Below are 23,341 nucleotides of genomic sequence, written 5' to 3'. Positions count from 1 at the left end.
TATTCAATAAACCGAATTGTGTATCAACCACAGTTTAAGTTCAAACGCAACTTAATAGTGTTCGGTTATTAATAGCCTTGAAATTTATGCGATTAGTTGGTCAATGGCAATGGTAAGTTTTTAATATTCAGCGTTTACACCATCAACCATAATGTGTATATTTGCTTCTTAATCAGAATCAGTAGCGTGAAGCTTGCCCAAAGAACCATTAATTCTATCATCGACGAGAACTTCGTGTTCGCTAAAGTGCTCGACTACTTTGGGGTGGCTTTCTACAAATACTCCGGGCATACTTTAGAGGCTCTTTGCAAAGAAAAAAACCTTCCTTTGGATAAGGTACTTCGCAATATGGAGCGTTACAAGCCGCAAAGTCAGTTTGACAAAAACACCATTGCCACCTACCCGGTTGATCTGATCATTGAATACCTGAAACATTCACACCACATATTCATCAAGCAAAAACTGCCCTACCTTGCCCGGCTTATCAATGGGCTGGATCAGCGATCTGCTGTGAGCAAGACATTGGCTGACGACCTAAAGTTTGTTTTTCCCCTGTTTCTGGAAGACTTCATACACCACGTATACGAGGAAGAAGACACGCTTTTTGCTTATGTGAATTCGTTGTATAAAGTGCAGCAGGGCACCATGCCTTCAAGTAAATTGTTCTATATGCTGGAGTCGTACTCTATTCAGGAGGCGGCGCTTGATCACGACCATACGGAAGATGAATTGAAAGGCATAAGAGAAATAACTGGTGACTACCAGCACAATCCTAACAACGACCTTCACCTGAAGGTTATTTATGAGGAGTTCAAGGCATTTGATAAAGAGTTGGTACAACATGCGTCTATTGAGGACGAAGTGCTTTTCCCCAAGGCGCTCATGCTTGAAAAGAGTGTGCAGGAGTTGATCAACAGAAAAATCCGCTGGAACTAGCACATGGGGCGTATTCTTGCCATTGACTACGGAGGCAAAAGAACTGGTATTGCCGTCACCGATCCCTTACAACTGATTGCCACATCGCTCGAAATGGTTCGATCGCATGAACTTATTGCGTTTTTAAAGCAATATTTGCAAAAGGAAACTGTGGATGCTTTTGTGGTGGGAATGCCAAAAAAACTGGACAATACCGACACCAATGGCACACTGCTGGTCAACCGGTTTCTGGTGCAGCTAAAAAAGGAATTTGCAGAAATGCCCATTCATTTGATTGATGAGCGCTTCACCTCCAAAATGGCCATGGACACCATGATTGCCGGGGGCATGAAGAAAAAAGACAGGAGAATTAAAGGAAACGTAGATAAAATAAGTGCAGTGATTATACTGCAGTCGTACATGGAGAGTAATAGATTATGATTTACCCTATAGTAGTATATGGTGATCCCGTATTAAGGAAGAGGGCGGCTGATATAGAAAAGGGATCTGATGTAAAGCAGCTTGTGTTGGATATGTTTGAAACCATGCGAAGTGCCAGCGGCATTGGGTTGGCAGCGCCGCAAATAGGCATGTCTATCAGGCTGTTTGTGGTGGATGGTTCACCGCTGGAAGAACCCGAATTGTCGGGATTCAGGAAGGTGTTCATCAATGCGAAGATTGTAGAAAGAGATGGCAAGCCCATCGTAATGGAGGAAGGCTGCCTGAGCATTCCCGGTGTGAGGGACGATGTGCAACGGCCGGACAGCATCACGGTGAACTACTACGACGAGCACTGGAAAGAATACACCGAGACGTACGAAGGCATGAAGGCCCGTATTATTCAGCATGAATACGACCACATTGAAGGCGTGCTCTTCACTGACCACCTCACTGCTTTTAAAAAGAGGATTATCAAAAACAAGCTTGTGAATATCAGCAGGGGCAAAGTGTCTGCTGACTATCGTTTGAAAATTCCCGTGAAAAGATAACTGCATGACGCCCATTTCCTCGAAGCTGCCAGATGTTGGTACCAGTATTTTCACGGTGATGTCGAAACTGGCGCTGGATGAGGGGGCCGTTAACCTTTCGCAGGGGTTCCCTGATTTCCCTATTTCGGAAGAGCTGGCAGAGGAAGTGATGAAGGCCATGAAGGCCGGGCTAAATCAGTACGCCCCTATGCCCGGCTACCCACCACTGTTGAAAGCCATTTCAGAAAAGGTGCAGCATACATTCGGCTGGACGCCCGATCCTGCAACCGAAGTGATGGTGACGGCCGGCGCTACTGAGTCGATCGTGTGCGCTATCCTTACCCTGATAAAGGAGGGCGACGAGGTTATTGTGTTTGAGCCTGCTTACGATTCGTACCAACCCTGCATTGCCCTGGCAGGCGGCACCATGGTGCCCATTCCGCTCAATTTTCCAAACTATTCGATTCCATGGGACAGAGTGGAAGACAGCATTACGTCCCGCACCCGGATGATTGTGGTGAACACGCCCCATAACCCCAGCGGCGCTATTTTGGCTGAGAGTGACCTGGAACAGCTGGAACGTTTGGCTCATAAGCATGGCATTTATATCCTGGGCGATGAGGCCTATGAGCACATCATCTTCGAAGGAAAAAAGCACCACAGTTTGCTCTCAAGGCCCAACCTGAAGCCCTGGGCCATTGCTGTGTTCTCCTTCGGAAAAACCTTTCACGTGACGGGCTGGAAAATAGGCTATATGGTCACCCATCCTGAGCTGATGGTGGAAATGAAAAAGGTACACCAATTCCTCACATTCAGCGTCAGCACACCTATGCAGGCCGGCATTGCCGCTTACCTGAGCTCTGGCGACCACTATTCAGGCATTGGTCCCATGTTTCAGAAAAAGCGAGATCTTTTTCTCGATTGCATCAAAGGCACCGACTGGAAACCGTTGGCCAGCCACGGCACCTATTTTCAGGTGGTGTCGTATGAAGAAATTACAAAAGAGAATGACTACGACCTGGCCATACGCCTGACCAAAGAAATGAAAGTGGCCAGCATCCCGGTGTCAGTATTTTATCACAACCGAACCGACCACAAAGTATTGCGGTTCTGCTTTGCCAAGCAGGACGAAACCATCATTCAAGGAGCCGAAAAACTATGCAGGATCTTAAAGTAGCCCTCATACAAGCCGATCTTCATTGGGAAAGCATTGAAGCCAACCTCCACATGTTTGAGGAAAAAATATGGAAGGTCAAGAACAAGCCTGACATCATTGTGCTTCCTGAAATGTTCACCACCGGCTTCAGCATGAAAGCCGCAGCGCTGGCTGAGCCCATGAACAGCAAAACCTTCCGCTGGATGAAGCAGCAGGCAGCGCAGACTCAGGCGGCGATCCTTGGCAGCTACATTGTTACAGAAAAGGGCCAGTACTATAATCGTTTTATTGCCATGCTGCCCGATGGCACTCACCATCAGTACGACAAGCGCCACCTGTTTACCCTTGCTGGCGAAGCCGATGGCTTTACCCCAGGCACAGATCGGCTGATCTTTGAATGGAAGGGCTGGAAAATTTGTCCCATGATCTGCTACGACCTACGCTTCCCTGTATGGGCCCGCAACAAATGGGAAAACGATACGGCAGCGTTTGACCTGCTGGTGTACATGGCCAACTGGCCAGCACCGAGAACCAATGCATGGGATACCTTGCTCCAGGCCAGGGCCATCGAAAACCTGTCCTATTGTATTGGCGTCAACCGTATTGGGGTGGACGGTGTAGATGCCGAGTATCTCGGGCATTCGGCTGTGTACAATCACAAGGGTGAAGAGCTGGTCTTCAACGAAGGCAAGGCTTGTATTTTGGAAGCCACACTCAACTACGAGGAAATGGCTGCTTTCAGAAACAGGTATCCGTTTTACAAAGAGGCGGATGAGTTTGAGGTGAAATAGCCCGACGACGCACTAAGCGATGGAACCTCTTATTTGAGGCTCCATATCAAAACAGCGCTGGTTTCGATGCTTCTATAGTTGGTGTGGTGCCTCTTCCAAATTGCCCACTACAAGTACTTCTGCAAATGCTTCTTGAAATACGCCGCACTGTCGGCGATGCTCTGCATGGAATTGGTGGCGAAGTTGCCGCCCTGCTCCAGGTAGTAATACTCCAGTGCATCGGTGTCGATGGTCGACAACATTTTGATGTAGTCGATGGAGCCGTTGCCCAGCTCGGAGTAGTCCTGGGTCACTTTGTCCATGTCTTTGATATGCCACATCACGTAGCGGCCCGGGTTGGCAGCAATAAGCTCAGCGGGTGTTGAGTTAGAAGAGCGCACCACCCAGTACATGTCCATCTGCAATTTGACGAACTTAGGATCTGTCTCACCAAGGATAATATCGTAACCGGTCGTGCCATTGTGCGACGTAAATTCGAAGTCATGGTTGTGGTAGGCAAAGCCGAGGCCGGCTGCCTGCACCCGCTCGCCCATTTGGTTGAGCTTGTCGGCAAGCGCTTTGAAATTGTCGGGTGTGCGGTAGTCAGGTGCCAGCCAGGGCCAGGTAATGTATTTGGCGTCGATTACTTTGGCGCCCTCTATGCACTGGTCGAGGTAGCCGAGAAGCGTGTCCATGGGCTGGTTGAAATAAGAAGAAAAATCGTAGTGCCCGCTGGTGGCGGTGAGTTGCAGGTCGTTCAAAAGCTTTTTGAAGTCGGCGGCCTTCATGCCGTAGTACGTGCCTTTGACACCATCATAGCCAAAGATTTCCGTGTCCTGATAGCCCAGCGCCTTCACCTGCTTCAGGGTGCTGACCGGATCTTTGGCCATGGCATCTCTGATGGTGAAGAGCTGCAAGCCCAATTTGTATTTTGGCTTCCTGGCCGCCGAAAAGCCGGTGAGTGGCACCAGCGCAACTGCCGACAGCGCACCGGCAGACTTAACAAATGTTCTTCGATTCATCTTTAATTATTGAGGGTGTTTAAGTTTCTCAATTTACCATTAATAGACGGAATCTTGTGGTGTCATTTGTAACAAACTGGTGTGGTGATGGGGTGACTGGGAGTGACATTGCTGCTTTGGTGTGAAGGGCTGGCACCTATTGGATATGTAACTCCTTGGGGGTTCTTTCAGGGCTAGTGAAGAGGCGATGGTGTTGTCGTTTTCGTGGAGGTAGGTGGAGGTAAATCGGGTAAAGAAATTACAAGCTTCTAAAAAAAAACATAAACCTGCCAGGCATGGATGCACAATTGTTAAACTTGTAAAGGAGGGGAGTTTAGAAGTCTTCGATGTTCGGCCAAGAGTTAGCCTAAAAACGCAATCGCATCATAGAGGTCAAACGGAGTGAAATGGCCGTGACACACTTCTTTATAAAACACAGTTCGATTAGATGAAAAAGACTGCAAGTTCTCAAGTAAATCAAAAGTTATTACCGGCAGACTTGGAACAGGCTCCTAATATTATTTTTTTCGAGTCTCGACAGATCTTATTAGCTCTGCCCTGTTCTCATCTTCTGGAGAGATTACAAAGTTTTCATTGCTGCTTTTCTCTTTGGTTATCATCCTATACCACTCAAACTGATTAAAAAAGTTAGTTAAGTCGCTACTGGAAAACAGATAACCCCATTGAGCATAAAGTGCGTTTCGTAAAAGCCTCAGTTGAGCATTGCTCAATAGTTCTAACTCACTAACTGGTGCTTCCCTGAGCAAATGTGATGTAATGAAAGTTCCATCAAATGTCTTTGAAGTCATAGCTACGTTGTACCAAACTTCACGAGGCAATACTTCACGTAATTTGTTAGGATAAGAACCTGGTAACCTTGGTAACAGTTCCATACCGATGGTTTCAATTCCTTTGGCTTCATCCTTTAAGCTGTAAAACCCGTAAAACCTATCGTCATACTTCAGGTAGGCTGGAGACGAAGATCTATTTACAAGTATACTGGGGACAATAGCAAAACCTTTTGCGAGGCTGCTATAAAGTATCTGATTCTCTCTATTCTTTGTCCTATCACCTAGGTCAATGTCAGTTGCTATAATCTCGCTTTCTGGGTATAAGAACCAGTTGTCATATTCGTCACTCGTTAATATTAACTCTGGGTTATTCCATGCACCTATTTTCACTCTAAAGATATCATCTGGGTAAGGCGAGTAATCACTATTCTTATGATAAAATGCAAAATATAACCAGTCTTGAAAAGTGTATCCTCTGTAACCATAAATAGGTAGAACTTCCGTGTTGTAAGGGGGTATATTACAATTGATAGAAAGTATATTCTCTCTTCCAGGTTCGTCTACAATGAATACAAATAATTTATTAGTGCTGTTACTGTACGTAAACCTTGGAGAGTATTGAGTGGTCAATTCACTCACTCTAGCGCCACCTAGGTGAATTGAAATTTTATACTCGTTTTTACTTGATACCCAAACGCCAGTAACCTTTAAGCTATCTTGAATAAAAAGGATATCACTAGCGTCTACTGTATCTGTAAAAACTTTCCTAAATCCATAAACATCGCCTTGCTCTGCGATAGTATAAAATGATTTTGCATCTACACCTTGCTTGCTACCAAATAGGTGGAATAATGGCGTATTATCTTTGTAACCAAGAAATCGAAAGTCACTTGTTAGTACAATCTCTTGAGCTGCTACAGAGAATATACATAGTTCAAATAAAAAGATAAGAAACCTAATTTTCATACTTGTACCATTTATACTTATCAACCTCACTTTGAGCTTGCTTAAACCAAGCTATTTCTTTCATATTACCTCCTGCTTCGATGGCACAAGGCAGTAATACTTTCTTTTCTCCCTTCCAATCCGTAAGCGTTCTTTGGTCGTTTGAACACAAACTTTTTGGTACTACTGCTACAATATGGCCTCTAGATGCAGTGCGATTCGAACTATGTACAACACCTACAACAACCGAGCCCTTATTTGCTTCGTATTGAAGCCTGTTAAAGAAGTTGTTCCATGTTTCCGAGCTATGTTTAGATACTTCGGTAAATGTATCAAACAAATCATCGCCAGGTTGTTGAAAATCTACCCAAATATTATCTGCAGTACCGTCCCATGAAATTTCTCCTTTCAAAACGGTCGGGTCATCGGGGCCACTTAGCCCTGATCCGTATCTAAAATCATCCGGTTGACCTGGCATGGTTTCAGGAAACAGAACGGCATCCATATTGTGGTAATAAACAAATGCCCTTACAGCATTGTTGCACGCATATCCAGCTGGGTTCCAACTTTCGCCATCGCCCACTCCATTATTTGCATCTTCCTCGTATTCAGTGAGTTCATCACCAGTTATATCCTGGTATACAACTTTTTTATATAAAAAAAGTTGTATAGGTTCTAATCCATCAATCACTATACTGAACTCCTTAGTAACTTGTTTTTGGATGTCTTCAATATCCAATGCAAATCCTGAAGACAATCGTTTACCTTTGAGCCCCTGAAAGTTCAAGGTATCCAACTCAACCACTTTACCATCAGGATCTTTTAGGAAGATAGTAAACCCCGTCAAATATTCATGAACTATGATTGTATCAGCATTGTTGAATTCCTTTTTTTGTGGGGCTACTAGAAAATAATTATCCTCAACATAGGCTATGTAAGACTCTTCAGCCACAGGCGTTTGTATCCCTTCTGTCATATACTCGCAAAACATCTCGACAAGTAGTTTTTGTATTCCATCTGTAAGCTGATCGAAATGAGGGGCTGGCATACCCAAACGACTTAGACTCGCCGTCCTTAGCACGGTGGGAGAGCTTTCATCGGCGTCAATTTTTGACATCAAGCCATCAACGTCATTTAGAAGTCTTACGGTATTATCCAACAAAATCTCATAACTCTCCTCTTTCCCCGCAAAGCATTCGTACTTAAATGTGTTAAGGTTAAGTGGGTCTAACGATCCAATTGTCTGTAACTCCTCAACATTCGCTTTTGCAGCCTCTAATGTCTCCCTTATGATAATTTTCCGTATCCCCTCCAATGAAGCGTCAGCAGCTATGGCGTCCTTTTCCTCTTGAGAGCTTTCCTCCACCCGCTGCAGCGCCGCTATCAGCGCACTCACCACGGTTTCTTTGGCCTCGTTGGGGGTGGCGAAGGTGGCGTTGCCCAGCTGCTGCTGGCTGGTGGAGGCAGCAATGGAGTCGACCTCGGCTTGGCTGATGCTGAGCAGCTCGTAGACCGTCGATGTTTTGCCCGTTAGCTCCAGCCGGGTGGTGTAGCCAGTGGGTGGCCCTTCGGTGGAGGCAGGCACAAAGATGATTTTGGCGGCCAGCAGGTTGTCGTTGTCGGCCTTGTTGATTTTGTTGAGACGCTGCTGCCGGAAGATCCTGGGCCAGAACTCATCACTGTCGATATAGCCGATGGTGAGCACTTGAATATTGTTGCGCTGCATAAAGCCGTCGGTGAAGGCGGTGAGGCGCTCGTCTTTGGCAATGCGGCCCAGGGCCAGGGAGTGCGTAAGCCGGGGCAGGTCAAACAGGCCCTTCATGATGTTGCGGGCTTCGGCCTCCGATATGGTGACATTGTCGAGGGTGTCGCCTTCTTGTGGGGAGACTGAAGCTTGCTGGGCATGGCTTTGAGGCACAATTGCCAACAGAAGCACCCATAAAATCAGGTAAAATGCAGGGCTATATACCTTCGATATCATACCAGGGGAGATGAAATTAATAGATGGTATCCCGCTATTTTAAAAAATGATTTATATAAAACCCCTGGTAAAACTGTCTCCATCTGGCTAAAAATAGGTTCTAGGCTGAAATAATATAATGAGATATTAAAATACGTACTTATTTTTTATTTGCAAATAGGTGTTAGATTTTGAGGAAGAAAGTAATGCTGGAAACAGCGGTTGGTGAGGTTTGAGATAATGGTCTTTGCTTCGGTGCGATGGGCTGTCACACGGGACAACACACAATTTCAGTTACAGGCGTCCAAATCACCGGCTCTGTATAATTATACTTTTTTTACGCTTTTCACCAACTTACTCTTATCCAACAATAATTCTTTGCCACATCAGCGGAATTAGCTTTGAAAATATCTTCTCTACCCCTATTTTTTGACTCAAAATTTAAATCCAACCTTCACCATGATTCAAAACACCGTCACACTGTCGAGTGAGTTTAAAAGCCAGGCTACCAGGGCAGTCTTGTCTATTATCTTGTTCATTTTCACCTATGTGGTGTTGGTCATCCTGGCCCTGGGGCTGACTGCCCTTTGTGTGTATGGCGGCATCATGCTCATTATCACCTACCCGAGGCTCATTACAATTCTTCTTGGTGCAGGCCTCGCCAGTCTCGGGATTCTGGTACTGATTTTCATGGTTAAATTCGTTACCAAGTCGCACAAGGCAGACAGGTCACATTTGACAGAAATCACCAAAGCTGACGAGCCAGAGCTCTTCAACATGATCCAGCAAATTGTTGATCAGGTGGGTACCAGCTTTCCCAAAAGGGTGTATCTCTCCGGAGAGGTGAATGCATCGGTGTTTTACGATTCTAGCTTCTGGAGTATGTTTTTTCCAGTGAAGAAGAACCTCCAGATTGGCCTGGCACTGATAAATACATTGACACTTGATGAACTTCGGGGGGTGCTGGCCCATGAGTTTGGCCACTTTTCTCAACGGACAATGAAGGTTGGCAGCTATGCATACAATGTCAATCAGGTGATTTATAATATGCTTTACGATAACGAGTCCTACGACGGTCTCATCCAAAGCTGGGCCAGCGTCAGCGGTTACTTTGTTCCTTTCGTGCAGGGAGCACTGAAAATCATCATGGGCATTCAGTGGGTATTGAGTAAGATCTACGGCGTGGTGAACATTAGCTATATGGGTTTGTCACGGCAAATGGAGTTTCATGCCGATGAAATAGCTGCCCATGTTACAGGCTATGCTCCGCTGCGAAATGCCCTGCTGCGACTCGAACTCGCTGATTACTCTTACAACACGGTGCTTAACTATTACGGTGACAAAGTAGACGACAAAATTACCAGCGAAAATTTGTACAAGGAGCAGGCATATGTGATGCAATTTACGGCCAGCGAAACACAGGCACCCATCGTCAACGGGTTTCCGCAGGTGACACTTGATGAGCAAAAGAAGTTTAATAAGTCTAGGCTGGTTATCAAAGACCAGTGGGCGTCGCATCCAAGTACAGAAGAGCGGGTAGAAAGGCTTGAAAAAACCAATATTGAGGTGCAAACAGGGCCTCCCCGGCCGGCCATCACCATTCTGAAAGACCCGGAGGCTACTCAAAAGCGGCTGACCGAAAAGCTGTTCAGTGTGGTGCAATATGCAGGCCCCACGGTACACCAGCCCTTCGATGTTTTTACGGATAGCTTTCAAGCTGAGCAGGTCAAAAACTCTTTCGACAAACGCTTCAATGGATACTATGATCGAAAAAACCCTATCAAGTTTGACCTGAATAAAGCTAAGAAGGAAGCGAGCGTTGATGTAAGTGCGTTGTTTGCAGATGAAAAGCTCGACATGGTATACACTTCCATTGCGTTGCAAAACGATATTGAAACGATCACTCAAATAGCCACAGGAGCTTATCCAATGAAAACCTTTGATTACGACGGCAAAAAGTACAAGAAAGCTGACGGATTTGCTTTGGTGAAAGAGCTAAAACTAGAACAAGAGCAAGTAGATGAGGCAATTAAGCAAAACGACATGGAGATTTACGCTTTCTTCCGGCAGCGGGAAAGCGCAGCTGGCAGCGACAGAAAGCTGGCCGGACTCTACTCCGACATTTTCGCTTATGACGAAGCAGGCGACGAAAGGGTCAAATTGTATAGCGAGCTGATCAACGCCACACAGTTTGTGAGCACTACCACCCCGTTTGACGTCATCGACATGAATTTTAAGACGGTGAAAAAGCTTGAGGACAAAATGAAAGCATACCTCGGGGAGTTTTTGAACGATCCCCAGTATACCAATGAGATATCCACCGAAATGAGGGAGACCCTGGAGGCCTATGTGGCGAAGGACCTGATCTATTTCATGAACGAGCAATACCTGGATAGCAATTTGCAAAAGCTATTCCAGGCCGCCAATTATTTTTACTACCTGGTTTCGAGGGCTTACTTTCTTAGAAAAAAGGCACTGGTGGACTATCAGGCTACGTTACTGGAGAAGTAGCCAAGCCGTCCGATTACTTAATTGCCTGTGGGCAAAATGGACTCTTGGCAGCACCACCAGTCCCGTTAGGGACGGCATGGCGGTAACGCCAACGGTGCCCAAGAGTAAAGCAGAGCGAGTGCCGTAGGTACGGTATATAAATACCCAGTCTGGTCCAATAGAATCAGAAGCTGCACCTACTCCGTTAGGCTATTCGTCCAGAAATTGCAGGAAGCGACGGGACGCCGAAAATTAAAAGACTCACACACCTGCCTGGCCGAGACCCTTGCGAGATGGAGGGATACCAAGTTTGATGCTCCCAACCACGAGGTGTCACCTAATAGTGCCAGGCTCAAAACCGGAAGAGGTAGCCAAGAGAGAAGAAAATGCCCGTTTGTAATACGGAAACCACAGAGGTTTCTGGTTTTGCACTGTAGTTCCTGCTAAGATCGAGTGCGACACTTTTTTTGTCGACATATCCTGTATTCCCTCCCAGGTCGATGGCTAACGTATGGACGTCGCCAAGTGTCATACCCACCCCATATAGCACCCTTGGTTTAACCTTGTCAGAAATGGATAGTCCGGGGCCCAGGGAAAAATGAATCCCAACCTTTTTAGCCTTTCCAGCCATGGTTCCTAACCGAAAAAGTGAGGCTAGCCCAATTTCACCAGCGGCCTTTTCCTCCTGCACCGCATTGAAGTGAGAGGTAGAGTCGGTATCTGCCGTTTCCACAAATGAAAAGGCCTCGTTTTTTAGTGTAGAATAGTAAAATGATAGCCCGACACCTGCGTACGCTTTTTTCTCCAGCGGGAAGGTCAGTCGTGTACTGTAAGTCTGGCCCAACAATGAGTCGCCTCTGGGGGCAATGGTGATATCCAAAATTGCCTTGTCACCAGTAAACTGGAATGGCATCGACAGGAAGTTATTGTCTCTGTTGTTCTCCAAAAAGAGTATAGAGGTAAGCAGCGCATTAACCGCATCGGCGTTCACGGCATTGCGGGCCTTGGAGATGGTGGTTTCAAATTCCCCGAAGGCTGCTCGAATCGCCTTGTCGGTCTCGGCTAGATCTCCAATGATCACGTCATTGTTTGCCTTTGCAAAAGCCTCGTAGGTAGCTTTTGAGTCAGCCACCTCGGCTTGTAGTGCAGGAAGCAGGCTGCGAAGGCGTTCTATGGTGGTGAAAGCGTCCTCGTATGCAAATGATGCTGGCGTTCCACCAAGCCTCATGTACTGGAGTCTAGCGGTGTATACTTTAAGCTTCAGGTTGCCAATTTGCATAGCAATCGATTCAAGTGTGTTCAGATGCTCTTTTAAAGCGGACTGCACCCTGTTGAGTTCTTGCTTTACATCATTCAGTCTGGGATTGCCCACCGCTTTTAACACCTTAGCGAAGTCAATCGCCGTGTAGGCTTTGGCCATGAAGCCAACCGATTCTTCGGCGTTTTCGAGGGCAAGGTTTACCGCCGTGCTCAGCGGTGAAAGGCCAGCAATGGCCGATGTAAGCGCATCAAGGGGCAGGTCTCCAAAGGTTGGCATCGATAGTGCCCGGGAAGTTACGGAGTCTTTGGTATTGACAGTGATCTTGTAAAAGTTGGTGTTGATGTTGTCAATTTTGAGTTGGTAAAACTCACCCTTAGTAATGTTATCAGGCAGCTTAAATTCGGGCTTTCTATCTGTGAAGTTGTATTCAATCACGTTCTGGCCAACGACGGGATAATATGCGGTGGCTATCAATGAGAAGAGGATCAGGGAGAGATGTAAATGTTTTTTCTTGAGCCGGTTTGTTTAATTGTAAATGACAATATGACGGAAAGGTCACCAGAAGGAAAAAAAATTCAGCCAAAAATGTAAACAACCCTGAGCTTTACCCAGGTAAATACATTGTCAGGTTCGTTCGACAAAAGGGTGCTTGATAGCTCAGTATACTTGGTATACCTCACTGTAACCATGTTTTCCCTCATCTCTGCGCTGGGCAAAAAGCTGATCTTGTTGCGCTTGATGCTGAAGTTACCCACCTCATCAGGCGTGTCGTAGCCTTTGCTGCTCCTGAGTTTGACACGCTGAAATTGAAAAAGTGCCATTGCGCTGTGTATGGGCACTTTTTAGACTACTTTTCAGAAATTTGTATATCGAAAACTCGCTTGATTTTCTTTCAGATAGTGGCTTGATTTGCCTCAAACAGATTTTGAGTGCCTAGTATCATTATCGACAAGAAGCCATCAGGTGATTATATCCGCATCGTTGAGTCTTATCGTGACCAGGATGGCAAGCCACGCACCAAAACGCTTTACAGCCTGGGGCGGGTAGACAGTTTTTCGCCCGAGTCTCTGAAACGAATGGGCCAGCGGCTCTATGAATTAGGTGGTGGAAATCTGAAGGATTTACTCGGTGAGCAAGTCAGCGAAGAAGGTAGATATAACTACGGCTTTCTGTTGGTTTACCGTAAAATACTCCACTATTACGGCCTTGATCGCATATTTCAGCGGATCACCAAAAAGAAAAAGCTGACCTTCTCTCTTACTGAAGTGGTTTTACTACTGCTCATTGAGCGCCTCAATGATCCTTGTAGCAAGCGGGGTAGCTTTTTCCACCAGGAAGAATACCTGGGACTGGCTCAGGTGTCCTTGCAACACCTCTACAGGAGTCTGGACTACCTGGCTGACCATAGCCAACTGATCCAGCAAACCATTTTCCAAACTGGTAGAGACCTGTTCAACCAGAAATTAGATGTGGTGTTCTATGACGTGACCACCTTCTATTTTGAATCAGAAATAGAACAGGAAGGAGCATTGCGTCAGAAAGGCTTTAGCAAAGATGGCAAAATAGGAAGCACACAAGTGGTTTTTGCCATGCTCATTGACAGATACAAGCAACCCATCGGTTACAAACTCTATAGCGGAGACCTGTGGGAAGGATACACCTACACAGAAATGGTGGAAAGCCTCAAGAAAGAATACCAGATCGAAAACATCGTCTTGGTAGCCGACCGAGGCATGCTCAATACTGACAACCTGCAAGTCACTGTTGACAAAGGCTATGAGTTCATCATGGGAGAGCGGCTCAAGGTACTCCCCAAACCCATCCAGGCCCGGTTGATCGATCTGGATAACTATCACCATCAATGGATGAGTTCTTCAGTAGGTTCGGAGCGTGAGCCGATCAAAGTGCGCTACACTGTCCTGGAATACAATGAGCGAAAGATCATAGCTACCTACAGCGAAAAGCGAGCTGAAAAAGATCGACAAGAAAGAGAAGAAAAGCTTCGTAAGGCTGAATTGTTACTCAAAAACCCAACGCAACTCAAAAAGAAGGCCCATCACTACTACCTCAAAAATACCGAAGGGGAAAAGTATGTGGTTGATACTGAAAAAATCAAACGAAGCGAAAAGTATGACGGCTTCCTTGCCATCGCCTACCACGCCAAAGGACTCTCCCATGAACAGGTGCTGGATCACTACCACCATCTATACCAGATAGAGCATAGCTTCCGTACCTTCAAAGGCTATCTGGAAACCCGCCCGATGTTCCACTGGACCAATAAGCGTATCCAGGGTCACATTTGTCTGTGCTATATCGCCTATAGCATGCTAAACCATTTACAACTTCGGCTAACCAAACAAGGCACCCCACTTACAGAGCAAACCATCCGAACCCACTTGTCCAAAATGCAAGTCAGTCTTGTCAAACAAGCCGATCAATACTTCTACCTGCGCTCCAAGACCTCTGAAATCTCACAGCAATTACTACAAGCAGTGGCTGAAAAGAACCTCCCAGACCTTTTTCATAAGGATCAGATAATCAAATACTTATAAAATCTTGTATATCGAAAGCAATTTTTTAATTACTTATATATCAGATACTTAACTCAAAATCGTGTCAAACTCAGGAAGAAGCATGTCCTTCGGCTTTATATTTTGAAACGAGAGACGCACTACTGGCCCATGTGAAGACATCGGGCTTCGCTGACTGCACGATTTTGATAAAAGCCAGCAGAGGTATAGGATTGGAAAAAATGGTGAGTGCTTTGGAATAAAGAATTCAACTTTGCTTCACCAGCTCCCCTCTTTTCACCCTGCCAAAGTAGTCGTTGGCAGCAGCCTTTACTTTAGGCGCCAGCAAAATAGCTCCCACCATAGTTGGGATGGCCATCAGTCCAAACATCACATTGATAAAGTCGACCACCATGGTGAGTGTGGTGATGGATCCCACAATAATGATGGACACATACCAATAGTTGAAGTAATGGGCGTATTTCGCTCCCGCCAGAAAGCTGACGCATTTGGTGCCATAGTAGCTGTAAGAGAACAGGGTGGTAAACCCGAATATCAGCACACATAGGAACAAAAGGAATGGCCCTACTGTCGGCATGGCCGCTTCAAATGCTTTGCCCGTCAGGGTAATGCCGTTGGTGTCAGTGGTTTGCCACACGTTGGTGGCGAGGATGGCAAAACCCGTTAGCGTACATACAATGAGTGTGTCGATGGCTGGCCCCATCATGGCCACAAGTCCTTCCCGCACCGGCTCCTTGGTTTTGGAAGCGCCATGCATCAATGGCGCAGTGCCAATACCGGCCTCATTGGAGAAAGAAGCTCTCTTCGCTCCCTCTATGATCAAAGCCCCAATAGCACCTCCCATAGCCGCTTTGGCCGTAAATGCATCACTCAGGATCATGCCGAAGATATGGGGAATATCAAGAAAATGAATACCCATGATATACAACACACAAGCCATATACAGCACCACCATAAACGGCACCATGCGGCTAGCGACCAGTCCAATTCTCTTGATACCTCCAAAAATTACCAGACAAGTAAGCGCCGTTATAACTAAACCCATCACCAAATTGGAGGTGAAGGAGCCTGCCCAGGCAAATCCGGCAGGAATAAGAAGTACGTCGTTGGTCACCTGAATCACCTGGTTGGCTTGGAAAATAGGCGTGGCACCAAAAAAACAGAATACGCTGAAGAACACGGCCAGCGGTTTCCACTTCTTGCCAAGGCCTTCCGTAATCACATACATCGGGCCACCCTGCACGTCGCCGTTGGAGTCTTTGCCCCGGTACATCACGGCCAATGTGCAGGTGAAAAACTTGGTGGCCATTCCGAAGAAAGCGCTCACCCACATCCAGAAGATAACGCCCGGCCCACCCATGACAATGGCAATGGCAACTCCACTTACATTGCCCATGCCAATAGTAGCCGCCAACGCACCTGAAAGCGCCTGAAAATGGCTGACATCACCAGGAGCATCCGGGTCGTCGTACTTACCTCTCAAGACATCGAGGGCGTGTTTAAAATAGCTGAAAGGCGCAAAGCCCGAATAGAACATGAAGAAAATGCCGCCGCCCATGACAAGCACCAGCAAAGGCACTCCCCACACGAAGTTGGCCGCAGCCGAAATGAAACTCTCTATTTTGTCCACAGATCAAATATTGTCTTCGTCAATGATAGGTTTGAGTACAGCCCACACATTGTCTGCCAACATCTTGTGTCCTTCCGGCGTAGGATGGATGCCATCGGGAAGATTCAACTCCGGAATCCCACCCACTCCCTCCAAAATGAAAGGAATAAGTGCCGTGCTGTGCTTTTCGGCAAGCATCGGGAAGATTCCCTTGAACCTGTCGGTGTACTCCTGCCCCATATTAGGGGGAATTTGCATACCGGCCACGATAATTTTTACCTGCGGATTAGATTGCTTTACTTTTTCTATGATTTGGGAGAGATTCTTCTCGGTTTCGTCGAGGCTTATCCCACGCAGTCCATCATTGCCACCCAGCTCCAAAGAGAAAATATCGACCGGTGTTTTCAGCACCCAATCGATCCTGGAAAGTCCGCCAGCGCTGGTCTCGCCGCTCAGTCCGGCATTAATTACATGATACTCATATCCCAGAGAATCCAGCCGCTCCTGAATCACCGCCGGAAACGCTTCTGAAATATCGAGCCCATAGCCTGCTGTGATGCTGTTGCCGTAGAAAAGGATGACCTTTCGTTTATCCTCTGCCGGTTCACTGGCAGCAGCTGCTTCACTTGCTTTCTCCGTAGTCGCCGTTTGCTGCTTGCTGTCAATGCTGTCGCAAGCAAATATCCCTGACAATAACAGCACTCCCAAAATACTTCTTCTCATAAGTACCTTCTTTTATCCTACAAGTATACTAATTCATGAGCGAAATGTGCCCGAATGCCTTTAAGTTGACGAAGGGCCAAAACACCTTCAGCGTCAAAGCACTAAGCATCGGGGCTCCCTGGAAACAGCATATAAGTACCTGTTTTTAAACCAGTTTGCGCTGAAATTCCGCCGAGAACTTTATGCAATAAGAAAATCTTGGTTAACTTAACCTAACATTTACATTTGCAGCGAAAGCGCAAGTGCTAATGCGGTTTTTTGAATTTAATTGTTAGCCAAACTACCTATGGAAACGGTGAAAGTTCTCATTGTTGAGGACAAGTCTGTGGTGGCAGAGGATCTGAAATTGTGCCTTCAGGACTATGGATATGTAACACTCGGCATTTGCAGCAACGGCCACGATGCCATATTGATGGCCGACGAACTGTCGCCGGATATTTTATTGATGGACATCAACATCAATGGGCCAATCGATGGGGTGGAAACAGCGAAGCAGATTACTTCCAAAAACGCTCTGCCTGTTATTTATTTAACGGCTTATAGCGATTCAGTAACTGTCGACCGGGCCAAAGCCACTCACCCAGCGGCCTACCTGGTTAAACCTTTCGATCCCATCGACCTGAAGATAGCCATTGACATCGCCATAGAGAACTTCCAGAAAGACAGAAATGACAAAGGTGTGTCAAACGGCGAGCATGCTCTACCCGTCATAAACGATTCGTTTTTTATCAAGCAAGGGGAGTCGTACCACAAAGTTCCATTTACCAACATATTGTATGTTGAAGCAGATGGAAGCTACACCAAAATCCACACTACCCAGGGCACCATGACTTTGTCAATGAATATGAAAGGTGTTTTGTCAAACCTTCCGTCCGTATTCCTGAAGGTGCACAGGTCGTTCATCGTTAACCTTCAAATGGTTGACAAGTTTGATAGGAATAATCTGTACGTCGGAGAAGTCGCCATACCGGTGAGCAATTCTAATAAAGAAATTTTGACAGAGAAGTTTTTGAAGATTTCGTAGCGAAAAACTACTGAATCAACTTAAACCTAACCGCCACTTCGGCGCCGCCTTTGACACTATTCGAAAAGTCTACGGAGCCATCCAATTCAGACACCAACATGCTCATGAGATTGAGACCAAAGTGGCCACGGGTTTTTTCGAATCCTTTACCAAAACCGGGGCCGTTGTCTGATATTTTCACCAGCACTTCGTTACCTACCCTGCTCCCTTCACACTTTACAGCAAGCTTTTTCCCTGGCTGATAAGCATGCTTAAAAATATTTGAAAAGACTTCATTGACAATCAATCCAAAGGTAACAGCCGTATCAACATCCAAATCTATCTCGTTACAAGAATTTACCTGATCCACCTGCGTTTTAGCCAAATGATGCACCTTGAGAAGGTGGTTAAAAATATCCTCGGCGTATTGCTTTAGCTCAACCGACTCATGATTGCCCTGCTGGTAAAGTCGCTGATGCAACAACGACATCGACTGCACCCTGTTCTGCCCTTCAAAAATTGCCTTTCTGGCATTTTCGTCCTCAATGTCTCTTTGCTGAAGCCTGAGAAGACTGGAGATAATCTGGAGGTTATTTTTTACTCTGTGATGGATTTCTCCAATAAGGATTTCCCTCTCTCTGGCCCTCTTCTCCAGTCTTTTGTTTTGCTCCCCAATCTGATTTTTTTGCTCCTCCACACTTGACTTAAGAGACCTTATCCTGCCCAGGCGGTTACTAACAAAAACAAGAAGAATCAAAATCGTCAATAAGCCGCCACTTAGCAGGGTAATCACTTGCCTCTGAAGGCCAAGCACACTTGCATCGAGCGACGATATTCTATTCAGTTGATCAATCTCCTTTTGTTTTTCCTCAGTCTCATACTCTATTTGAAGCTTGGCTATTTCTCGGTGAGCAAGAGCATCGTTGATTATCTGGTTGAGTCTGGTCGATTCCTCCAGAAAAAAAAGTGCCTTTTCAAATTGGCCACTCCTCGAATGCGCTTCAAACAAAAGTTGGGCTGCATCACGCTTGAGTTTTTTTATCTCCAACTGTGAGGCCAGCTCATATGCATCGTTCGCCTTTTCGATCGCCATCGCTTCGTTATTAGCATCTAAATAGATGCTACTTAGCTCGATATTCAATCTTATCAGTGACAGGCGATGCCCCAGGCTGTCGTTGAGCTTGACCGAAGCATTTAAATACTCAATGGCTTTGTCGAATTCTCCGCTACTCCTGGCTATTTTGGCAAGGTCAGAGAAAGTATAATCCAGTTGAATCAAGTATCCATTTTCGAGGTAGATTTCATGCGACTTCAAAAAATAGCCTCTTGCTTCATCCGAATTGCCAAAGTCAGCAGCAACCTTTGCCAGTTTTCTGTAGCAATCGGCCAGGAGCAGAAACTCTCCCAATTCTTTGTAGATAATTTCCGACTTGAGAAAGTACTCCCTGGCCTTCTCATTTTCTTTCAGAAGGTCGTACAGGTTAGCAATTTCAAAAAGCTTTGACACAAGGGTCAGCGTAGGTTGTCCCTGATCAACTGTTTTTAGCTCATTAAGCCTCTTCTGCAAAAGTCTTCGCTTCACAAAGCCTGCCTCGCCTCCATGCTCCTGGTCATACCGCTTGTTCGATTGCTCATAAATATTGCGAAAACTGAGATCCAGCTTCATTGCCTCAACAAAATACTTCTCCGATTGCAGGTAATCTCCCCTTGAATCGAAAATCAGGCCCATGTTGTTCAAAATACGTGACAGATTAATCGTGTCCTTTGATTTTCGAAACGCCTGCTCCGATTTATTCAGGTATTCGATTGCCCTGGGGTAATCTGCTGTGTAGTAGTAGACAAGTCCAATTTTATTGTACGCCTCTCCATACTCCGCTTCCATATTATTTCTTTCAAAGAGGCTCATGGCTTTTGCGTGGTAAAAAAGAGCACTATCATATCTGCCATGAGCCCAGTAGGCAATCGCCTTATTCTGATAGGCTTTTGCCTCCCCCTTTTCATAAGCCAATTTGAGGCTCAGCTGCAGGGCTTGCTCCGCATAGCTCATAGCCATTTCAAAATTACTCAGGTGCCTGTAGGCCGAAATGGAATTGTATACCCTCACTCGCAAAGTATCGTCCAAATCTTTTTTCAATATTCTATTGAGACTATCGATTTGGGACAAAAAAGGCTGGCATCTTAGATCTTGAAGAAAGAAAAAAGAAAAAAAGAACACCGTAAAAGAGACCCGCCTACATGTCATAACCTCGAAAGAGTTTATGGTAATATTTCATTCACAAAAAAACTGAGATAACTCAAGAGAAAAATCTTATCGCCTGCAAACATTCCCAAATGGCTATTTCAATTTCAGCATAATTTACAGGGCTTAACTAGCTGTAAATAAAGCAATAAGAGCTCGTCTAAGTACTTCAATTTTTTGAGAAAAGCAATTCAAGCAAACCTGATCGCCTGTGGCCACCGTCTTTTTCTACCACTCAAAAACACCAATATACCAGTATGAAAAGGTCATTTTTTTCTATGTCGTCATTTGCTGCTCAAAGACGTCGTCTGGCTTTTAGCCATGATGGCAAAGTGCGGCTCTTAACGTTGCTTGTTTTACTCGTATCAAATTCTTTCGCCATCGCCCAATTCTCGGGGTCGGGGACAGGAACCGGGTTAGGCAAGTAGAGGATAGCAAATATGTTAGGGGTTTATTAGGAATATCTTTGTCTTTGAAGAGGCGTCAGAAGGCTCTGCGGCCCTTTGAGACTAGCCAGTGGCTGTTTCCGTGCCCTCAGAAAAAGGCGACCGCCATTAGTCGATATAAGCTTCGGCTACTCTGATTGTAACAGTCAATCCTTTTGTCTCCCCGCCTGCAAATGTTGCCTCACCGCCCAGTTCAGTGGCAAGCATTTCAACAAGCCTTAGGCCAAAACCAGTTTCATTGAAATCTATCTTTTCAGGCAAACCAGGGCCATTGTCTGTGATCCGGATGGTCAATCCATTTTCCTTTTTTATTTCCGAGTGAAGCCTCAGCACTTCCACAAAAGGATAGGCATGTTTAAAAATATTCGAATACACCTCGTTGGCCATCAACCCTATCGTAACCGCAGTGTCTATTTCGATGCTGACACTATCAGCTTCAAAGCTGCTCTCCATCTTTTGCTTGTCCAAATTGTAGACTTTTGCCAGATGCTCGCATACGTCCGATACATAGTCGGCGATAGAGATTTTACCATACGACCCGTGCTGGTAAAGTCGCTGGTGAAGCAGTGACATCGCCTGCACCCTGTTTTGGCCCGCAAAAAGAGCCTCTTTGGCCACAACATTTTTTACTTTCCGCTGCTGTAGCCTCAGCATGCTGGAAACAACCTGCAAGTTGTTTTTTACCCGGTGGTGAATTTCCCCAATTAAAAGCTCACGCTCTCGGCCTCTTTTTTCGAGCTTAAAGTTTTGTGCTTCTATATGCGCATTCTTCTCCTCAATCCCCGATTTAAGCTCTCTGATTTTGATCAGTCGATTTCTCATCACAACGAAGATGACCGCAAAAGCAGCAAAACCTCCTCCCATAAGCATCAGCAACTGCTTCTGCAAGGCCACAACGTTGCTTTGCAGCTGGGACACTTCATTCAGTTGATCAATTGCCTTCTGCTTTTCTCCACTCTCGTACTGTATTTGTAGCTCGGCTATTTCCCGGTGGGTCAGCTCATCCCCAAATTTCTGCTTTAGCGAGGTGCTTTCCTCCAGATAACTCAAAGCGGTGCCCATCAGTCCGATAGCCTTGTAGCACTCATAAAGCTGCCTTGCACTCGTCTCCACCCGGGTAAGTGACCCAATTTCTCTTGCTATTTCATAGCCTGATTGGGCATAAGATAGCGCCTCCTGCTTCCTGCCTTGCTCCAATAGTATCCCAGCCAGGGCTACCTTAGTCTTTGATAAAGCTGCCCTATGACCAACACTGTCGTCGAGGGCAATTAGTCTTTTATAATGAAGAATGGATTCCTCAATATTGCCCAGCTTATAATTTGTTTCCCCAAGCTGCGCCACAACAGCAGCTAGTCTTATGTAATTCCCCTGACTAATATAAATTGACTCCGATTGACGAAAAACTTCCAGAGCAGTCCCGAAGTCGGCGAGCTCGACATAACATTCGGCCTGGTCACGCAAGCAATGAGCCAACAACACCTGCTCATCCAGCTCAGCGTAAATCTCGTCGGCTCTTCTGTAATAGCTCAGGGCTGAGTTGTACTCCTTCAAAACAAAGTAAATTTCTGCCGCCTCAACGCAAAGATTAGCAAGCTGCTCAGCGCTTCCGCTCTCGCCCACCCTTTCAATTCTCTCCAGCCTTTGTTCCAGAATCGGCCTGTTAATGAACTCATTCTCATGTATCATTCCCTTGCCATAGGTGCGGTTCTGCTGATCACGCAACTGTCTAAAGCTCTGGCTCAGCTGCAGACTTTCTATAATGTATCGGGTGGATGTAGCATAGTCTCCTTTGGCATCATGCACAAGACCCATATTGTTCAATACCCTGGCCAAATTGGCGGTATCGCTTCTCGCTCTGTAATCCTCAATTGACCTGCTCAGGTAGCCAATTGCTTCCTCATATTCGGCCAGATAGAAGTATACAAGACCAATTTTGTTGTAGGCCTCCGCCAGCTCATTCGTCATTCCAACTGAGCGAAACATCTCAATAGATTTCTTGTGATTCTCGAGTGACTGATCATACCTGCCATTGGCCCATGAGGCTAAAGCAATATTTTGATATCCCTTGCTTACGCCATACTCATAACCAATTTCTTTAGCTTTTTGTATGGCCAGGTTGGCATAGCGAACAGCCTCTCTAAAGTTTCTTCCATGGAGCACATTCGAAATTCTATTGAGCGTGTTTACGTAGGCAGTATCTGAAATTTCAAGGGAAAGTACATACTGAAGACTGTCGATCTTTTTTTTAAATGGCTGACTATAGCTAGCCACCCCATGAAGGAGCAGTAGCATCGAAATCAGTAAAATGTTTGCCCACGGTTTTTTCATTCACAAAAGACTTTGAGCGATTTAGAAAGTAAACCTTGCTGTTCGCAAATATTTCCAATCTGGCACCCTTTTACCACTTAACTTATTGACAATTAGTTCACTTGAGACATGTTGTCAACTTGCTGTCGAAGTACTTTTTATTTTTTGACAAAAACAATCTGGTCTTAGAAAAGGCCTATCAAGCCGGGCTCCCAAGAATCCAGGA

Annotated in this window: 17 protein-coding genes; 8 read left to right on the top strand and 9 right to left on the bottom strand. The window is 45.8% G+C overall.

Annotated features, from left to right (window positions below):
• Positions 1-186 precede the first annotated feature (186 nt).
• Genes ACMVP2_RS14445 through ACMVP2_RS14425 form a run of 5 tightly spaced genes read left to right on the top strand, consistent with a single transcriptional unit; the run spans position 187 to position 3,830 of the window.
• The gene (locus tag ACMVP2_RS14445) at positions 187-936 is read left to right on the top strand and encodes an iron-sulfur cluster repair di-iron protein (RefSeq protein ID WP_416868144.1); all 750 of its coding nucleotides are present in this window, start codon (positions 187-189) and stop codon (positions 934-936) included.
• Between the two features lie 3 nt (positions 937-939).
• Positions 940-1,356, top strand: a complete 417-nt coding sequence (gene ruvX / locus ACMVP2_RS14440) for a Holliday junction resolvase RuvX (protein ID WP_339790400.1) — start codon at positions 940-942, stop codon at positions 1,354-1,356.
• Positions 1,353-1,904 (top strand): peptide deformylase, encoded by a 552-nt coding sequence (gene def, locus ACMVP2_RS14435; protein ID WP_339790403.1) that lies wholly within the window; start codon positions 1,353-1,355, stop codon positions 1,902-1,904. The genes ruvX and def overlap by 4 nt, the downstream gene beginning before the upstream one ends.
• A 4-nt stretch (positions 1,905-1,908) precedes the next feature.
• Positions 1,909-3,060: a methionine aminotransferase gene (locus tag ACMVP2_RS14430; RefSeq protein ID WP_416868143.1), complete on the top strand. Its 1,152-nt coding sequence runs from the start codon at positions 1,909-1,911 to the stop codon at positions 3,058-3,060.
• On the top strand, positions 3,042-3,830 hold the full coding sequence (locus tag ACMVP2_RS14425; protein WP_416868142.1) for an amidohydrolase: 789 nt from the start codon (positions 3,042-3,044) through the stop codon (positions 3,828-3,830). Before ACMVP2_RS14430 ends, ACMVP2_RS14425 begins: the two co-directional genes overlap by 19 nt.
• Positions 3,831-3,937: 107 nt before the next feature.
• Here ACMVP2_RS14425 and ACMVP2_RS14420 read toward each other — a convergent pair whose 3' ends face one another.
• The 3 genes from ACMVP2_RS14420 to ACMVP2_RS14410 form a co-directional block, all read right to left on the bottom strand.
• Positions 3,938-4,831, bottom strand: a complete 894-nt coding sequence (locus ACMVP2_RS14420) for a TIM barrel protein (protein WP_416868141.1) — start codon at positions 4,829-4,831, stop codon at positions 3,938-3,940.
• Positions 4,832-5,328: 497 nt separating this feature from the next.
• Positions 5,329-6,567, bottom strand: coding sequence for a YARHG domain-containing protein (locus tag ACMVP2_RS14415; protein ID WP_339790416.1), 1,239 nt, complete (start codon positions 6,565-6,567; stop codon positions 5,329-5,331).
• A complete protein-coding gene (locus ACMVP2_RS14410; RefSeq protein ID WP_416868140.1) occupies positions 6,557-8,527 on the bottom strand; it encodes a hypothetical protein in 1,971 nt (656 codons plus the stop codon). The genes ACMVP2_RS14415 and ACMVP2_RS14410 overlap by 11 nt, the downstream gene beginning before the upstream one ends.
• A gap of 438 nt (positions 8,528-8,965) precedes the next feature.
• On the opposite strand from ACMVP2_RS14410, the gene ACMVP2_RS14405 reads away from it, so the two are divergent.
• Complete coding sequence (locus tag ACMVP2_RS14405) at positions 8,966-11,017, top strand: M48 family metalloprotease (RefSeq protein WP_416868139.1); 2,052 nt, start codon at positions 8,966-8,968, stop codon at positions 11,015-11,017.
• Between the two features lie 331 nt (positions 11,018-11,348).
• Here ACMVP2_RS14405 and ACMVP2_RS14400 read toward each other — a convergent pair whose 3' ends face one another.
• Both ACMVP2_RS14400 and ACMVP2_RS14395 read right to left on the bottom strand, forming a co-directional pair.
• Complete coding sequence (locus ACMVP2_RS14400; protein WP_416868138.1) at positions 11,349-12,731, bottom strand: hypothetical protein; 1,383 nt, start codon at positions 12,729-12,731, stop codon at positions 11,349-11,351.
• A 101-nt stretch (positions 12,732-12,832) separates the two neighbouring features.
• Positions 12,833-13,078 (bottom strand): hypothetical protein, encoded by a 246-nt coding sequence (locus ACMVP2_RS14395; protein WP_416868137.1) that lies wholly within the window; start codon positions 13,076-13,078, stop codon positions 12,833-12,835.
• 108 nt (positions 13,079-13,186) lie between these two features.
• Between ACMVP2_RS14395 and ACMVP2_RS14390 the strand changes: the two genes are divergently transcribed.
• Positions 13,187-14,809 carry an IS1634 family transposase gene (locus tag ACMVP2_RS14390; protein WP_416866955.1) on the top strand — a complete coding sequence of 541 codons (1,623 nt, stop codon included), beginning with the start codon at positions 13,187-13,189 and terminating at the stop codon, positions 14,807-14,809.
• Positions 14,810-15,035: 226 nt separating this feature from the next.
• Here the strand turns inward: ACMVP2_RS14390 and ACMVP2_RS14385 are convergent, their stop codons facing one another.
• Together ACMVP2_RS14385 and ACMVP2_RS14380 are read right to left on the bottom strand one after the other, a co-directional pair.
• Positions 15,036-16,418: an alanine/glycine:cation symporter family protein gene (locus tag ACMVP2_RS14385; RefSeq protein WP_416868136.1), complete on the bottom strand. Its 1,383-nt coding sequence runs from the start codon at positions 16,416-16,418 to the stop codon at positions 15,036-15,038.
• A 3-nt stretch (positions 16,419-16,421) separates the two neighbouring features.
• Entirely contained in the window at positions 16,422-17,120 is a 699-nt protein-coding gene (locus tag ACMVP2_RS14380) for an arylesterase (RefSeq protein WP_416868135.1), read from the bottom strand.
• A gap of 286 nt (positions 17,121-17,406) precedes the next feature.
• On the opposite strand from ACMVP2_RS14380, the gene ACMVP2_RS14375 reads away from it, so the two are divergent.
• Positions 17,407-18,144 (top strand): LytR/AlgR family response regulator transcription factor, encoded by a 738-nt coding sequence (locus ACMVP2_RS14375; protein WP_339790380.1) that lies wholly within the window; start codon positions 17,407-17,409, stop codon positions 18,142-18,144.
• Between the two features lie 7 nt (positions 18,145-18,151).
• On the opposite strand, the gene ACMVP2_RS14370 is transcribed toward ACMVP2_RS14375, so the two are convergent.
• Complete coding sequence (locus tag ACMVP2_RS14370) at positions 18,152-20,257, bottom strand: tetratricopeptide repeat protein (RefSeq protein WP_416868134.1); 2,106 nt, start codon at positions 20,255-20,257, stop codon at positions 18,152-18,154.
• Between the two features lie 659 nt (positions 20,258-20,916).
• Complete coding sequence (locus tag ACMVP2_RS14365) at positions 20,917-23,136, bottom strand: tetratricopeptide repeat protein (protein WP_416868133.1); 2,220 nt, start codon at positions 23,134-23,136, stop codon at positions 20,917-20,919.
• Positions 23,137-23,341 lie beyond the last annotated feature (205 nt).

It is taken from the genome of Imperialibacter sp. (genome assembly GCF_048007035.1).
In the GTDB taxonomy this organism is placed as follows: Bacteria; Bacteroidota; Bacteroidia; order Cytophagales; family Cyclobacteriaceae; genus Imperialibacter.
Note: the sequence above shows the minus strand (reverse complement) of the source record. Positions and strands in the feature narration are given on the sequence as shown.

Bases quoted from the DNA above. Each gene is read 5' to 3' on its own strand.
- ACMVP2_RS14375 (WP_339790380.1), top strand. From the start codon at position 17,407: ATGGAAACGGTGAAAGTTCTCATTGTTGAGGACAAGTCTGTGGTGGCA.
- ACMVP2_RS14425 (WP_416868142.1), top strand. From the start codon at position 3,042: ATGCAGGATCTTAAAGTAGCCCTCATACAAGCCGATCTTCATTGGGAA.
- ACMVP2_RS14410 (WP_416868140.1), bottom strand. From the start codon at position 8,527: ATGATATCGAAGGTATATAGCCCTGCATTTTACCTGATTTTATGGGTG.
- def (WP_339790403.1), top strand. From the start codon at position 1,353: ATGATTTACCCTATAGTAGTATATGGTGATCCCGTATTAAGGAAGAGG.
- ACMVP2_RS14405 (WP_416868139.1), top strand. From the start codon at position 8,966: ATGATTCAAAACACCGTCACACTGTCGAGTGAGTTTAAAAGCCAGGCT.
- ACMVP2_RS14365 (WP_416868133.1), bottom strand. From the start codon at position 23,136: ATGAAAAAACCGTGGGCAAACATTTTACTGATTTCGATGCTACTGCTC.
- ruvX (WP_339790400.1), top strand. From the start codon at position 940: ATGGGGCGTATTCTTGCCATTGACTACGGAGGCAAAAGAACTGGTATT.
- ACMVP2_RS14420 (WP_416868141.1), bottom strand. From the start codon at position 4,831: ATGAATCGAAGAACATTTGTTAAGTCTGCCGGTGCGCTGTCGGCAGTT.
- ACMVP2_RS14430 (WP_416868143.1), top strand. From the start codon at position 1,909: ATGACGCCCATTTCCTCGAAGCTGCCAGATGTTGGTACCAGTATTTTC.
- ACMVP2_RS14395 (WP_416868137.1), bottom strand. From the start codon at position 13,078: ATGGCACTTTTTCAATTTCAGCGTGTCAAACTCAGGAGCAGCAAAGGC.
- ACMVP2_RS14380 (WP_416868135.1), bottom strand. From the start codon at position 17,120: ATGAGAAGAAGTATTTTGGGAGTGCTGTTATTGTCAGGGATATTTGCT.
- ACMVP2_RS14415 (WP_339790416.1), bottom strand. From the start codon at position 6,567: ATGAAAATTAGGTTTCTTATCTTTTTATTTGAACTATGTATATTCTCT.